The sequence below is a fragment of the Extibacter sp. GGCC_0201 genome (assembly GCF_017566055.1).
Taxonomy (GTDB): Bacteria; Bacillota; Clostridia; order Lachnospirales; family Lachnospiraceae; genus Extibacter.
The window spans coordinates 66,291-80,382 of sequence record NZ_JABFCH010000011.1; the positions used below are offsets into that span (position 1 = coordinate 66,291).

Annotated in this window: 12 protein-coding genes; 1 reads left to right on the top strand and 11 read right to left on the bottom strand. The window is 49.0% G+C overall.

From position 1 onward, the window contains the following. The 11 genes from HJV72_RS09440 to metG all read right to left on the bottom strand — a co-directional run bounded on the left by HJV72_RS09440 (position 1) and on the right by metG (position 11,705). Entirely contained in the window at positions 1-771 is a 771-nt protein-coding gene (locus HJV72_RS09440) for a LamB/YcsF family protein (protein WP_208070506.1), read from the bottom strand. Positions 772-793: 22 nt separating this feature from the next. After that, positions 794-1,582: a putative hydro-lyase gene (locus tag HJV72_RS09445; RefSeq protein ID WP_208070508.1), complete on the bottom strand. Its 789-nt coding sequence runs from the start codon at positions 1,580-1,582 to the stop codon at positions 794-796. Beyond that, positions 1,579-2,487, bottom strand: a complete 909-nt coding sequence (locus HJV72_RS09450; protein WP_208070509.1) for a biotin-dependent carboxyltransferase family protein — start codon at positions 2,485-2,487, stop codon at positions 1,579-1,581. The genes HJV72_RS09445 and HJV72_RS09450 overlap by 4 nt, the downstream gene beginning before the upstream one ends. Beyond that, a complete protein-coding gene (gene pxpB / locus HJV72_RS09455) occupies positions 2,478-3,263 on the bottom strand; it encodes a 5-oxoprolinase subunit PxpB (RefSeq protein ID WP_208070510.1) in 786 nt (261 codons plus the stop codon). Before pxpB ends, HJV72_RS09450 begins: the two co-directional genes overlap by 10 nt. Positions 3,264-3,278: 15 nt before the next feature. Further along, positions 3,279-4,136 (bottom strand): aminotransferase class IV, encoded by an 858-nt coding sequence (locus HJV72_RS09460; RefSeq protein WP_208070511.1) that lies wholly within the window; start codon positions 4,134-4,136, stop codon positions 3,279-3,281. A gap of 206 nt (positions 4,137-4,342) precedes the next feature. Then, positions 4,343-5,275: an alpha/beta hydrolase gene (locus tag HJV72_RS09465; RefSeq protein ID WP_208070512.1), complete on the bottom strand. Its 933-nt coding sequence runs from the start codon at positions 5,273-5,275 to the stop codon at positions 4,343-4,345. 133 nt (positions 5,276-5,408) lie between these two features. After that, on the bottom strand, positions 5,409-6,779 hold the full coding sequence (locus tag HJV72_RS09470) for a citrate/2-methylcitrate synthase (RefSeq protein ID WP_208070513.1): 1,371 nt from the start codon (positions 6,777-6,779) through the stop codon (positions 5,409-5,411). A 120-nt stretch (positions 6,780-6,899) separates the two neighbouring features. Then, on the bottom strand, positions 6,900-7,784 hold the full coding sequence (gene rsmA, locus HJV72_RS09475) for a 16S rRNA (adenine(1518)-N(6)/adenine(1519)-N(6))-dimethyltransferase RsmA (protein WP_208070514.1): 885 nt from the start codon (positions 7,782-7,784) through the stop codon (positions 6,900-6,902). A gap of 36 nt (positions 7,785-7,820) precedes the next feature. Continuing rightward, positions 7,821-8,600, bottom strand: a complete 780-nt coding sequence (locus HJV72_RS09480; RefSeq protein WP_208070515.1) for a TatD family hydrolase — start codon at positions 8,598-8,600, stop codon at positions 7,821-7,823. Positions 8,601-8,703: 103 nt separating this feature from the next. After that, positions 8,704-9,690, bottom strand: a complete 987-nt coding sequence (locus tag HJV72_RS09485; protein WP_208070516.1) for a diaminopimelate dehydrogenase — start codon at positions 9,688-9,690, stop codon at positions 8,704-8,706. Between the two features lie 122 nt (positions 9,691-9,812). Continuing rightward, positions 9,813-11,705, bottom strand: coding sequence for a methionine--tRNA ligase (gene metG, locus HJV72_RS09490; RefSeq protein WP_208070518.1), 1,893 nt, complete (start codon positions 11,703-11,705; stop codon positions 9,813-9,815). 508 nt (positions 11,706-12,213) lie between these two features. On the opposite strand from metG, the gene HJV72_RS09495 reads away from it, so the two are divergent. Beyond that, positions 12,214-13,932 (top strand): DUF885 domain-containing protein, encoded by a 1,719-nt coding sequence (locus tag HJV72_RS09495; RefSeq protein WP_208070520.1) that lies wholly within the window; start codon positions 12,214-12,216, stop codon positions 13,930-13,932. The last annotated feature ends 160 nt before the right edge of the window (positions 13,933-14,092 follow it).

The following is a 14,092-nucleotide window of genomic DNA, read 5'->3' on the forward strand; positions in this document are numbered from 1 at the left end:
CTAACCGGCAGACTTTCCAAGCGGCACGATCCGGACAGCTTCTCTTTCCAGCGCTTTTCTTATCTTTGCGGCAAAAGCAAGTGCTTTTGGCCCGTCTCCGTGTATGCACACCGAGTCTGCCGCCACTTCGATGTCTCTGCCCGTGATTGCCGTCACCACGCCGTCTTTTACTATCCGCAGTACTCTCTCTACCGCTTCATCTTCATCTGTAATCAAGGCCCCTGGGACATTTCTTGCCACGAGTGTGCCGTCTTCTTCATAGGCCCGGTCTGCAAACACTTCTTTTGCACATTTAAGTCCAGTCCTCTTCGCAGCCTCAAGCATTCTGCTGCCTGACAGCCCCAGAAGTACGAGACCGGGATCCACCTCATATATCCCCTCACAGATTGCTTCTGCCAGCGTTTCATCCCTGCCTGCCATATTGTACATCGCCCCGTGGGGCTTAACGTGTGCAAGGCTTATGCCCTGCGCCGTACAGAACGCCTCCAGTGCGCCGATCTGATACTGTACCATCGCCTTGACTTCCGCCGGTGATGCATCCATGTCTCTCCTCCCGAATCCCTGCAGATCGGGATAGCCGGGGTGGGCCCCTACGCTCACGCCGTTCTCTCTGGCTAGTGCTACAGTCCTTGTCATCACGGCAGGATCGGAAGCGTGAAACCCGCATGCTACATTGGCAGAAGATATGTAGCGTATCACTTCTTCATCCAGCCCGCATTTATAATTGCCAAAGCTTTCACCCAGGTCGCAATTCAAATCTACCGTATGCATAGTTCTTCCTCCTTCCATTGCGCTAATATTTCAACTCCACATTTTTGACATCCGTGATAAACATGTGTCCGGGCGAATGCGTAATGGCAATCTCCGGCTTTACCTTCATCACAACATTCTGAGGCGTCACGCCACACGGCCAGAACACCGGCACCTCCCCCCGGCGGATGGTAACCCTGTCACCAAAATCCGGCGTATGTATGTCCTTGATGCCGATTGCCTCCGGTTCTCCAATCTGGACCGGCGCTCCATGTACCTTCGCCATCTCCCCCGTCACAAGGACCGCCTTTGCAACCTGATCCTGCGGAAGGGGACGCATGCTCACTACCAGATTGCCGTAGAACATCCCCGCAGGGGTGCAGGCTATGTTCGTCTTATACATAGGTACATTGCAGCTTTCCTCTATGTGCCTTACCGTTACTCCTGCTTCCAGCAGGGCGGATTCGAAAGAAAAGCTGCACCCGATAAGAAAGCTTACAAAATCATCTCTCCAGAATCGTTCCACATCTGTATATTCGCCGATAAGTGTCCCTCTTTTGTAGACGCGGTACTTAGGGAAATCTCTGGCTATGTCGGCATCCCGGGCAATATGAGGCAGTTTTCTGCTTCCTGTATCGCTTACTTCCAGCAACGGGCACGACTTCGGATTTCTCTGTGTAAACAGCAGAAAATCATAAGCCAGCTCTCTCGGCAGTACGACGAGATTGGCCTGTGCATATCCGGCGCACATTCCGGAAGTAGGACCGGTAATCATACCGTTCCGCACAAGTTTTCTCACCTTTCGGGGACTCATGTTGTAATATTCTGTCATTTCCTCACCTGCTTTCTGTTGATTCTATCCGCCTCTGCCCTTGATACAGCGGTAAATCTCACCCTGTCTCCGGGCATTCCCTGTGCAAGCTTTGGAATGTCAAAAGCACATACTGTCGCAATCTTGGCATATCCCCCTGTCGTCTGGCGGTCAGCCATCAGTACAATCGGACGGCCGTCTGCGGGAACCTGGACAGAACCACATGGGATGGCGTCAGACACGATATCTGTTCCTTCCCTGCTCTCGATTCCAGGGCCGTCCAGTCGGCAGCCCATACGGTCGCTCTGCTCCGAGACCGTGTATATGGCACTATAGAATGTGGCTTTTCCCTTCTCGGTAAAATAATCATCCTGGGGGCCTGGAATCACCCTTATGCATAGTTCAGAAGGGAATTCACGCCCTTCTGTCTTCCTGCCTTTCACTTCCTCGAAGCTTCTTCCTTTTCCAAACGGAAGTTCGTCTCCTGCTTTCAATGCACGCCCCTCATATCCGCCAAGCTTATATCTGATACTGGTAGAACGGCTGCCCATCACCACCGGGACGTCTATTCCTCCCGCAAACGCGATGTATGTACGGCAGCCTTCCCTGGCCGCGCCAAGAGAAAGGGTATCTCCGGCTTTCATCCTGACAGGTTCGTTCATGGGAACCAGCTCTCCATTGCGCTTCGGCTCCATATCCGCACCTGTCACAGCCAATACCGTATCTTCTGTAATTTCCATCTCGCCTCCGTACAGGGCTGTCTCTAATACTGCCTCTTTGTTTTCATTTCCTACCAGATAATTGGCATCCGCATATGCCTTTTCATCCATGACACCTGATGGTCCTATCCCATAGCACTGATAGCCGTACCTCCCTGCATCCTGTACTGTCGTAAATGCTCCCGGCATGGTAATCTTTACCGCCATGCTTTCACCTCCGCTTCCATTTCTACCTCTTCCACTTCTTCCTCTTCCATTTCCTCGCACTCCTGCACTTCTACCTCATACTCGCCTCTTGACACCAGCCTGCGTATGTCGTAGTAGTCGCTGATTGTTATCGGAACAAAACGGATATATTCGCCGGCCCTACAGAAGACAGGCTCCTTCCTGCCAGGGTAATAGAACTCCACTGGCGTTGCCCCTATCAGCCGCCACCCTCCGGGCGATGCTACCGGGTACACGCCTGTCTGGCCGCCTCCGATACCTACAGCGCCTGGAAGTATCTTTAACCTCGGCGTCTCAAGCCTAGGCACTTCAAGCCTCTTGTCAAGCCCTCCAAGGTAGACGAAGCCTGGAAGGAAGCCCATCATATATATCTTGTAATCCACCGCGCTGTGGACTGCGATAATCTCATCCCGTCCCAGCCCGGTATATGTCTCCATATCCGCAAGGTCACATCCGAACCTTGCCCCATAGCAGCACGGTATCTTCCATATCTTCTTTTTCATGTGAATGGGATTCATTGCAATATCTCCATAAGAGAGAATCCTCTCTTTCAGAGTGCCGAAAGATATCTCTCCTGGCTCATAATATATTGTCAGCGACCGGTAGGTGGGCACGAGCTCTATAATTCCAGTCAGCCCTTCCTTTTCCAGCTTTGCCGCAAGAGCGTGTACCCGGTCATTGGTCTTAGTGTCGATTCGGCTCCCGAACTCCACAGTCATGGCCCGGTCTCCTCCGGGCAGAAATCTGATTGCATTCATGCCACATCCTCCCGTCTATCTCCCGGCATTTTCTGCCGGAGTCGCGTCATAGAACTCCTGCAGCAGCGCTGCCCTGATTCTTTCCAGCAAATCAGGGTTCCTTCCCCCGGCTGTCTTTCCATCTATTTCATTTGCGTGGAGGCAGAGGCTGCTGGAGCTTGTAACGATAATCTCCTCAGCGCCATACAGATCATCCAGCGTATATGGCGTCTTACTCACCGGTATGCATAGCTGCCTGCATATGTTGATGAGATGGGCTCTTGCTATGCCGGGAAGTATGAGGTTATCCGCAGGCGCCGTCACAAGGACGCCGTCCCTGATAATATGGATATTGCTGTGTGCACACTCGGTCACGCGTCCTCCTGCCCGGTAGAATACCGTCTCCTGACAGCCGGCCTCCTTGGCTTTCTGTGCTGCCATTACTGAAGGTATCAGGTTCAGTGTCTTGATATTGCAGTGAAGATAGCGCGTGTCCTCCATCGTAATGAGCCGGACAGGTTCCTTTCCGTCAGATATTTCCGCTGGTTTTAACATGATCCACAGGTTGCCCGGGCCATCTGTAAATGTGTGGTCACGGATACCTGTTCCTCTTGTCACCTGATAATAGACGAACAGGTTTCCGGTATCCATCTTCTCCACCAGCCCCTTCAGCAGCTCCTTCAGCCTGCTCTTTGTCACCGGCATCTGAATCCTAAGCAAGCCCGCGCTGTTGAAAAACCGGTCTATATGTTCATCCAGTGCAAATATCTTGTAATTCCTTGAAGGCCCCGCATCATATACCCCGTCTCCAAACCAAGATACGCGGTCATTCATCGGTACCGTCATCTCATCAAGCTCCCCGAATCTACCATTGTAATACCCTAATGTTTTCATCCTTTTTCCTCCATTCCCGGGCGCGGCCCATTCGTAATTATGGACATCTGCTGTCCTCAGTTAAAAAAATGCATAAAAAAAGTACACAAACAAAGTTTCGACACCTTTGTCTGTGTACCTATTTTAAAATTTTGTTTTATTCTATTCTCTTCGTTCCTCAATGTCAATAAATCAGTTTTGATTCCGAATTTTTTTTGATTCTATTCTTATGATACACGAATTTTTTCGAAAATCCACTGATAAATATCTTCATATACGAGTTCACGGTCTGTCTCGTTCAGGATTTCATGCCTGTCTCCCTCATAGAGCTTCATTGTTACATCCTGTATGCCTGCCCCCCGGAACTGTTCATACACCTTTTGCACCCCTTTGCCGAAGTCCCCCACCGGGTCTTCCGCTCCTGAAATGATTAAGACGGGAAGGTCTTTTTTGATGTTTTCCGTGCTCTCCTTCTTTGTCAGAACTTTCATACCCTCAAACATCTGGTAATACGCACTGACGGTAAATACGAAGCTGCAGAGCGGATCGCTGACATATTCGGCACATTTCTTCTTGTCTGAGGTTATCCAGTCCTTCGGCGTATTACCCGGCTCAAACCGCTTATTGTAGCTTCCGAAGCTGAGGTTGTCCACCAGGGGGCTTCGGTGCTTCCATCCCTTGAATGCGGCGATAATCCTGCATAGCGTCTGCCCCATGGTGAGCAGGGCCTTCCCCTTCCATCCGGTTCCCATGATAACCGCACCGGCGAGACCCTGGCTGTATACAGTCAGATACTGCCTAAGCAGGAAAGACCCCATACTGTGGCCGAGCAGGATATATGGCACATCCGGGTGCTTTTCCTGCGTCATCTCCCTCAGCTTGTGGATATCTCCGATGATAAATTCATTTCCCTTGGCCGCATCAAAATAACCGTGCTCCTCTTCTTTATTGACGGACTGCCCGTGGCCGAGATGATCGTGTCCTGTTACATATATCCCCTGTTCTGTCAGATAATCGGCAAATTCGCTATATCTTTCGATATATTCCACCATACCATGGCATATCTGGACGACAGCTTTTATCTCCTGATCCGGTATCCATTCTGCCGCGTGAATCTGGGTCAGGCCGTCGTTGGACGGATAATAAAAATCTTTTTTCATTCGTACATCTCCTGTCATTCATAGATTGCGCCTTTAACGTTTATTGCAGGCGGATTAAATGGCCAGAAACGCTGGCATGCGTCCTCCCGGAACATTTTGATTATGGAACCTGATTATGGAAAAGACCGCTGTATCAGCGGTCATCCATCTTAATATAATCCCGGTGCGGTGCCAGAGGCTTATATGCCGGCCGGATTATCTTATCTACATTCTTGAGCTCTTCCAGTCTGTGAGCGCTCCATCCCACGATACGGGCAGCGGCAAATATCGGTGTGTAGAGTGATGCAGGCAGATCCAGCATGCTGTACACGAGTCCACTGTAGAAGTCTACATTGGCATTGACGCCTTTGTATATCTTGCGTTTCTCTCCGATAACGTCCGGAGCCATATGTTCTACCATCTCATAGAGGGCATATTCTTCCTCAAAGCCCTTTTCCTTTGCCAGCTGCTTTACAAACTTCTTGAAGATATCCGCTCTTGGGTCGGATACGGAATAAATCGCATGTCCCATACCATATATCAGGCCCTTCTGGTCAAAGGCCTTCTTATCCAGGAGATCGCACAGGTACTGTCTAACCGCATCTTCGTCTTTCCAGTCTGTGAGCTTCTTCTTCATATCCTCAAACATCTGGGTTACCTTGATGTTGGCTCCGCCGTGTTTCGGCCCCTTCAGTGAAGCCATGGCGGCTACGATTGTCGAATATGTATCTGTACCGGATGATGTAACGACATGGGTCGTAAAGGTCGAGTTGTTACCGCCGCCGTGGTCCATATGGAGCACGAGTGCCATATCCAGTATCTTGGCCTCCAGCTTCGTGTATTTCCTGTCTTCTCTGAGCATCATAAGTATGTTTTCCGCCGTGGACAGCTCAGGTGACGGAGCATAGATAAATAAGTCCTCTCCGAGCCGATAGTTATATGCATGGTATCCATATACCATAAGCATAGGGAACTGGCTGATCAGGTTCAGGCACTGGCGGAGGACATTTGGTATAGATGTGTCGTCTGCCTTTGCATCATAGGAGTACAGGCTCAAGATAGATCTGGACAGGCTGTTCATCATGTCCCGGCTTGGAGCCTTCATGATGACATCTCTTACGAAGTTCGGCGGAAGCGTCCTTCTCTCGACAAGAGTCTCATGGTATGCTGCGAGCTGCTCGTCTGTCGGAAGCTCCCCAAAAAGCAATAGATAGGATATCTCCTCAAATCCATAATGCTTCGCTTCCAGGAACCCTTTGACTAATTCTTTGATATTGTAACCCCTGTAATACAGATTGCCTGCACAGGGTACTTCTTCGCCATCAACAATTTTCTTGGCACATACGTCAGATATATTTGTCAGACCGGCAAGTACACCTTTGCCATTAACATCGCGGAGGCCCCGTTTAACTTCGTATTTGGTATACAGTTCCTTTTCAATCGCATTGTTGTCCTCACATAGTTGTGCCAGCTGCTGTATCTCCGGCGTGATTTCGAATAATGCATGTTCCACATTTTTAGTCATAGTCATCATCCTTTCTGTCCTTATTCATATTGTCAATCCGCCCAGGGCGGACGAAATATCACATTCTCAAGTCCTTACGGACATATCCGGTTATCTATCAGGGGATTCGGCAAGTGCGGCTTACGGGGCGGCAGCCATCAGGGGATACAGGTAGTTGCTTAGCCGCGCGAACTCCTCCAGCGTGAGCGACTCTCCACGCACACCCGGACCCTTCCCAAGCTTCTCTATCGCCTTGATAATCTCTTCCTTCGGCAGATCCAGCGTGCCGGAATTGTTCAGCCCGTTTGCGAGCGTCTTACGCCTCTGGTTAAAAGATGCCCTTATGATATCAAACAGCAGTCTCTCGTCTTTTACTTCAACGGGAGGCTTCTCGTGTCTTGTGAGTCGTATGACGGCAGATCCGACCTTCGGCCTTGGCATGAAGCAGTTCGGCGGTACATTTGCTACTATATAAGGCTCTGCGTAATACTGCACGGCCAGCGACAGTGCTCCATAATCTTTGCTGCCGGGCCCTGTCTGCATCCTGTCTGCCACTTCCTTCTGGACCATTACCGTTATACTCTCCACCGGTACATCATGCTCGAATAAGCCCATTATTATGGGCGTCGTTATATAATACGGCAGATTTGCCACCACTTTAATCGGCCGGCCGGCATGTTCCTCACCGGCCAGCTTCTTTATATCCAGCTTCAGCACATCCTCGTTGATGACTGTTACATTGTCATAATCTTTCAGCGTGTCCGAAAGAATCGGTATGAGATTCTTGTCAATCTCAACGGCGACAACTTTTCCGGCGGCCCCTGCCAGATACTGGGTCATGGTTCCGATTCCGGGACCGATCTCCAATACCATATCATCCTTTGTGATGCCTGCGGCCAGGATAATCTTATCCAAGACATGAGTGTCTATCAAGAAGTTCTGGCCAAACTTTTTCTGAAATGAAAAATCGTATCTTTGCAGTATCTCTATGGTATTCTGCGGGTTTCCGAGCGTAGGTCTCATCATATATTACTTAACTCCTGAATAATGTGCTAATTTTTATTATACAACAAAATTGTCTGAAATTCCATACAATTCTATCGCATTGGCTTCTGTCTGTCCTACGACCGTGTCGTAATCTACATTTTTAATACGTGCAATTGCCTCTGCCACGTACCGGATATACAGAGAATTATTCCTCTTTCCTCTGTATGGCTCCGGTGCGAGATAAGGGCAGTCTGTCTCCAGAACAATAGATGTAAGGGGTGTTTCTTCTACCACTTCTTTGAGCTTCTTCGCATTCTTGAATGTAACGACGCCGCCGACGCCGATGTAAAAGCCCATCTTGATATACTCCCTGGCCAGCTCTCTGGAATACGAGAAGCAGTGAATTACACCTTTGAGCCCCTGTGCATGTTCCTTTATAACCTCCAGCGTATCTTCCGCTGCATCTCTGCTGTGTATCACTACCGGCAGATTATGCCGGCGGGCCAGCTCAAGCTGGCGGATGAACCACTTTCTCTGCAAATCGTGGGATTCATTGTCCCAGTAGTAATCAAGACCTATCTCCCCCACGGCTACTACTTTCTCGTTGTCCATCAGCCCTTCCATCTCGTCAAAAACCTTTTCGTCCAGGCTGCCCACATGGTCTGGATGAATCCCTACGGCCGCATACATGAATGGATACCTACCAGCCAGCTCCACAACATTCCGGCAGGAGTCATACGAGGCGCTGATATTCACGATAGTACCGACACCGCCTTCCTGCATAGAATTCAACAACCCCTCCCGGTCTGCATCAAACTGCTCATCATCATAGTGCGCATGCGTATCAAAAATCATAAAATCCTCCACAAATCCAAAAGTAGTTGGGGACGGAGGTTTTTTAAATTTCCTCCGTCCCTAATTCATTTTAACGTGTCCCTTTTTATTTTTGCCCTGTCCCCTATAAGAGTTCGGCCCTTAACTGCTCTGGTGTTTTGTTGGAAAGTAATGCCGGCGGAATATCGAATACTGTTTTGGCCCCGGCCTCTCCACTCTTTGAGAGCCGGTATGCCGCTCTTGCATAGCATACGAGTACGCTGGCCGTAAATTCTGGGTTTGAATCCAGCTTAAGTGAATACTCGATAATGTGCTTGCTTCCCACTGTTCCGGTCTCACCGCTGCGGATTACAAAGCCTCCGTGGGGCATCTTGCTGTGATTTTCTTTCAGCTCTTCCTCTGTGATAAAGGTAACGGTCGTTTCATAATCGTCAAAATAGTTTGGCATCGTCTTGATAGTCTGTTCGATCGCCTTAAGGTCAGCACCATCCTCCGGGACTACATAGCACTCCCGCAGGTGCTTTTCTTTTATAGTGAGTTGCGGCTCTTCTCCACTTCTGACTCTTTCCACAGCTTTTTCCACAGGTACTGTGTACTGAATTCCATTTTTTACACCTTCCACACGGCGGATTGCGTCAGAATGCCCTTGGCTGACGCCTTTTCCCCAGAATGTGTATGTACTTCCCTGCACAAGAATGGATTCCGCATATAATCGGTTAAGAGAGAACATTCCCGGATCCCATCCTACAGAAATAATCCCCACTTTTCCACCGCTTTTTGCCGCTTTATCCACATTTTCAAAATATTCCGGAATTCTAGCATGTGTATCAAAACTGTCAATCGTATTGAAGTTCTTTACTATTTCAGGTCCCATGACCGGCAAATCCGTAGCGGAGCCCCCACAGAGTACCATGACATCAATATCCTCTCTCATAGAAGCCATGTCATCAATATGCTTCACCGCCACAGTCTCCGTAGCAATGCTGATATCGGATGGGTTCCTTCGGGTGAATACAGCTTTAAGCTCCATATCGTCATTACGGGCCACCGCAAGTTCAACCCCTTTTCCAATGTTGCCATAACCAACAATACCAATTCTAATCTTATCCATAATCAAATCCATCTCCTCTCAATTGGGGACGGAGGTTTTCTCAATTTCCCCCGTCCCTTTCTGAATTAGGGACGGGGTATTTCTCATTTTCCTCCGTCCCCAATTAAATTTAACGTGTCCCTTTAGCAGATTTCTGCGCCTGCGGGCATTTCTTTTTCTGGTGTCATGAGTGCCAGGCGGCCTTCTGCATCTTCTGCGCACAGCAGCATTCCTTCTGAAAGGACTCCTGCGAGCTTGGCTGGTTTCAGGTTCACCAGCACCATTACTTTTTTGCCGACCATTTCTTCTGGTTTATAGTGTGCTTTTATACCTGACACAATCTGTTTTATCTCGCTTCCGACCCTTACTTTGGAGCAGAGGAGCTTCTTGGACTTTGGTACTTCTTCACACTCGAGTATCTCGCCTACCTGGAACTGCATCTTTCCGAAGTCTTCAAATGTTATCTCCGGCCTGGCCTCGATGTCTATGACATCTTCCGGAACTTCTGTTACCGGAGGGTGCAGTTCCTCTACCTGTTTCAGCACTTCTTCTAAATCCAGCCTTGCAAAGAGTATCTCCGGCTTCTCAGTCACTTTGCCGCTACCGAGCTGGCTGAGAATCTTCGCGGATGTCTCTGGCATGAAAGGTTCCAGCATTACCGCACCGGCCTTGATGCTTTCCAGCAGGTTGCAAAGTACCGTCTCGAGCCGGTCCTTTTTCTCTTCATCCTTTGCAAGTGCCCACGGCATCGTCTCATCTATATACTTGTTGCAGCGCTTGAACAAGTTAAATATCTCCGTGATTGCGTCCGCAACCCGCAGTTCTTCCATCTTGGCTTCCACTGCCTTCGGGGTAGCTTCCACGACTGCCTTCAAGTCCAGATCCACATCCTCTGTCACATCTTTGTCCGTAACCGCGCCTCCAAAGTATTTGTTCGTCATAGAGATAGTACGGTTCACCAGATTGCCCAGCGTATTAGCTAGGTCTGAATTCATGCGCTCTACCATCAGCTCCCATGAGATGACTCCGTCATTTTCAAACGGCATCTCATGCAGAACAAAATAACGCACCGCATCCACACCGAAGAAATCTACCAGTTCGTCCGCATACAGCACATTCCCTTTTGACTTGCTCATCTTGCCGTCTCCCTGCAGCAGCCACGGATGTCCAAATATCTGCTTTGGAAGAGGCAGATCCAGCGCCATAAGGAAAATCGGCCAGTATATCGTATGAAAACGGATAATATCCTTGCCTATGAGGTGCAGGTCCGCCGGCCAGTCTCTTTTGAACTGTTCCGTATTATCGCCCCCGCAGTCATAGCCGATTCCGGTAATATAATTGGTTAGTGCATCCAGCCATACGTACACAACATGGCTCGGATCAAAATCCACCGGTATCCCCCACTTGAATGAAGTCCTGGAGACACACAAGTCCTGAAGCCCAGGCAGCAGAAAATTGTTCATCATTTCATTTTTACGGGATACCGGCTGTATAAACTCCGGATGCGTATTGATATGCTCAATCAGACGGTCTGCATACTTGCTCATCTTGAAGAAATAAGCCTCTTCCTTTGCCGGCTGCACCTCTCGTCCGCAGTCGGGACATTTTCCGTCCGCGAGCTGAGATTCTGTAAAAAAGGATTCGCATGGCGTGCAGTACATCCCCTCATAATGCCCCTTATATATGTCTCCCTGGTCGTACAACTTTTTAAATATCTTCTGTACCTGCCTCTCATGATACTCATCTGTCGTACGGATGAATTTATCATACGAAGTGTTCATCAGATTCCAGATGCCCTGGATATCTGCTGCAACGCCGTCCACAAACTCTTTTGGCGTAACGCCGGCTTCTTCCGCCTTAAGCTCTATCTTCTGTCCGTGCTCATCCGTGCCGGTCTGGAAGAACACATCATATCCCTGGCTCCTCTTATATCTGGCTATCGCATCTGCCAGCACGATTTCATACGTATTCCCTATATGGGGCTTTCCTGATGTATAGGCAATGGCTGTCGTAATATAATACTTTTGTTTTTCCATCTCTTATCCTCCTGCCGTTGAAATAAAAAAAGTCTTCCCTAATCCTTCAATCAGAGAAGACGAGCTCACCCGCGATACCACTTCTATTTATCTCTGCCTCACGGCAGGGACCTCAGCAAGTGCCTCCCGGCACTCTCCCGCAGTAAAGGGCGGACCCATTGCAGCCTTGCATGGAACACACGCAGGCGTTAACCGCCACCGTATGCCCCCTGTTCGGTACACCACTCAGAAGCCATCTTCCGTCAGTCTTCATTCATCCCTCTCAGCATCCCCATGCGGCCCTGCATCATCAACCGGCCGCCAAGGTTCAGGATATCTCTGTAAAATGTCAAAAGACGTACTCTCTTCGTCATCGCGTTTCATCTTATTAGATTTTATTTCAACGCTTTATTAATATGGTAAAAATCGTAACATAAGGAAAATCAATTGTCAAGCCGTGGAAACTGCGGAACATTCATACGATGGCCTGTTCCTGCATATTTATAGATAAAACATCCAAGGAGCCCACATGCGAAAAAAAATATCGCTTTTCCTGACCGTCACGCTCCTCTTCGCGCTTGCCGCTCTGGCATCCTGCTCCAGAGGCAGCGGCAGTGCAGACGCAAAATTTGAAGCTTACACGAACAGCTTATTCTGCCAGGAAGTTTCCTCCAACACGATTTCTCTTCACTATACATTAGAAAATCCATCCGATTACGGAATTAAAGAGGCCCCTGTCTCCTTTGGCAGCTGCACTACTGACACAGCCTCCATCAGTGCCTCTGCGGAAAATGCCCTGGCATCGCTCCACGCCCATAACCGTGCACAGCTATCAGATAAAAATAAGCTGACCTACGACGTGCTGGATGATTATCTCGGTATTTCCCTTGATGAGGCGAAATATGCATTGTATGATGAGCCTCTGGCCCCGCTGACGGGTACGCAGGCACAGCTCCCGGTACTTCTCTCAGAATATCAGTTTAAGAATGCAGAAGATATTGATACATACCTGACGCTTATGACAAAGCTGCCGGAATATTTTGAATCTATCATAGCCTTCGAGCAGGCCAAATCTGACAAGGGGCTGTTCATGGCATCTTATTCCGCGGATGACATTATCGATGAATGCAATGCATTCATCAATATGGGGAACGACAACTACCTCTACTCCTCCTTCACTGAGCGTCTGGACGCCATGAAGCTCGACCAGGCAGATTATGATGATTATGTAAAACGCAACAACGAAAATGTAAAAGACTACATTTTCCCTTCTTATAAAAAACTGGCAGAAGCTTTGCAGGCCCTGCGTACGACAGGTAAGAACGACAACGGCCTGTGCTATCTTCCGGACGGACGTAAATACTATGAACTGGTTGTAAAACGGGAGACCGGTTCAAGTCGTTCGGTCAATGAGCTAAAGGAGCTCACACAGACGCAGATATTGGAAGACCTTACCGCCATGCAGCAGATACTCACTTCCTCATCAAAGGAGACATTTTCCAATGCGGCACCTGCACTTTCCGATACGGATCCTGTCTCCATCCTGTCAGGCCTTAAGGCAAAGCTAAAAGGAAGTTTTCCTGACCCGCCTGACGTATCTACTGAAATCAAATATGTACAGAAGTCCATGGAAAAATATTTAAGCCCCGCCTTCTTCATGGTTCCGGCCATCGACAGCACTACGGATAATGTCATCTACATCAACCAGGGGCATATGCCGGATGACTTGTCGTTGTTTACTACGCTAGCGCATGAAGGATATCCGGGCCACCTGTACCAGACCGTATACTTCCAGAACCTGAAGCCTGATCCGATACGCAATCTGCTAAATTTTGGGGGCTACACGGAAGGTTGGGCCACTTATACCGAGATGCTCAGCTATTATTATGCACCGATACCCAAGGAGCAGGCCGCCCTGCTGCAGCGTAATACTTCCGTGATATTAGGGCTGTACGCCCTGGCCGATATGGGAATCCACTACGATGGCTGGAAGCTGATGGATACGGTATCCTTCTTCCGGCAGTACGGCATCGAGGATGCCAATACGATAGAAAACATATACGACCTGATTATATCGGACCCCGCAAACTACCTGAAGTACTACATCGGTTATGTTGAATTTATGGAGCTGAAAAAAGAAGCCATCGACAAATGGGGCGATACCTTCACCCAGGAAAATTTCCACAAGAAAGTGCTTACCGCTGGCCCGGCCTCTTTCGACATACTCCGTACATACATTTTCCAATAATATATCCCCAAAATCATTCTGCAAAAGTACCGGGCCAGAGTAAGGCCGCCGCAAATTAACTGCGGCGGCTTTTTATTACATGGGGACACCATAAAACAAATTAGGGACAGGGGAAAACGAGATGGGGACGGAGGTTTTTTAAAAAACCTCCGTCCCCATC

Coding starts and splice junctions, on each gene's coding strand:
- HJV72_RS09440 (WP_208070506.1), bottom strand. CDS start 771: ATGCATACGGTAGATTTGAATTGCGACCTGGGTGAAAGCTTTGGCAAT.
- HJV72_RS09445 (WP_208070508.1), bottom strand. CDS start 1,582: ATGACAGAATATTACAACATGAGTCCCCGAAAGGTGAGAAAACTTGTG.
- HJV72_RS09450 (WP_208070509.1), bottom strand. CDS start 2,487: ATGGCGGTAAAGATTACCATGCCGGGAGCATTTACGACAGTACAGGAT.
- pxpB (WP_208070510.1), bottom strand. CDS start 3,263: ATGAATGCAATCAGATTTCTGCCCGGAGGAGACCGGGCCATGACTGTG.
- HJV72_RS09460 (WP_208070511.1), bottom strand. CDS start 4,136: ATGAAAACATTAGGGTATTACAATGGTAGATTCGGGGAGCTTGATGAG.
- HJV72_RS09465 (WP_208070512.1), bottom strand. CDS start 5,275: ATGAAAAAAGATTTTTATTATCCGTCCAACGACGGCCTGACCCAGATT.
- HJV72_RS09470 (WP_208070513.1), bottom strand. CDS start 6,779: ATGACTAAAAATGTGGAACATGCATTATTCGAAATCACGCCGGAGATA.
- rsmA (WP_208070514.1), bottom strand. CDS start 7,784: ATGATGAGACCTACGCTCGGAAACCCGCAGAATACCATAGAGATACTG.
- HJV72_RS09480 (WP_208070515.1), bottom strand. CDS start 8,600: ATGATTTTTGATACGCATGCGCACTATGATGATGAGCAGTTTGATGCA.
- HJV72_RS09485 (WP_208070516.1), bottom strand. CDS start 9,690: ATGGATAAGATTAGAATTGGTATTGTTGGTTATGGCAACATTGGAAAA.
- metG (WP_208070518.1), bottom strand. CDS start 11,705: ATGGAAAAACAAAAGTATTATATTACGACAGCCATTGCCTATACATCA.
- HJV72_RS09495 (WP_208070520.1), top strand. CDS start 12,214: ATGCGAAAAAAAATATCGCTTTTCCTGACCGTCACGCTCCTCTTCGCG.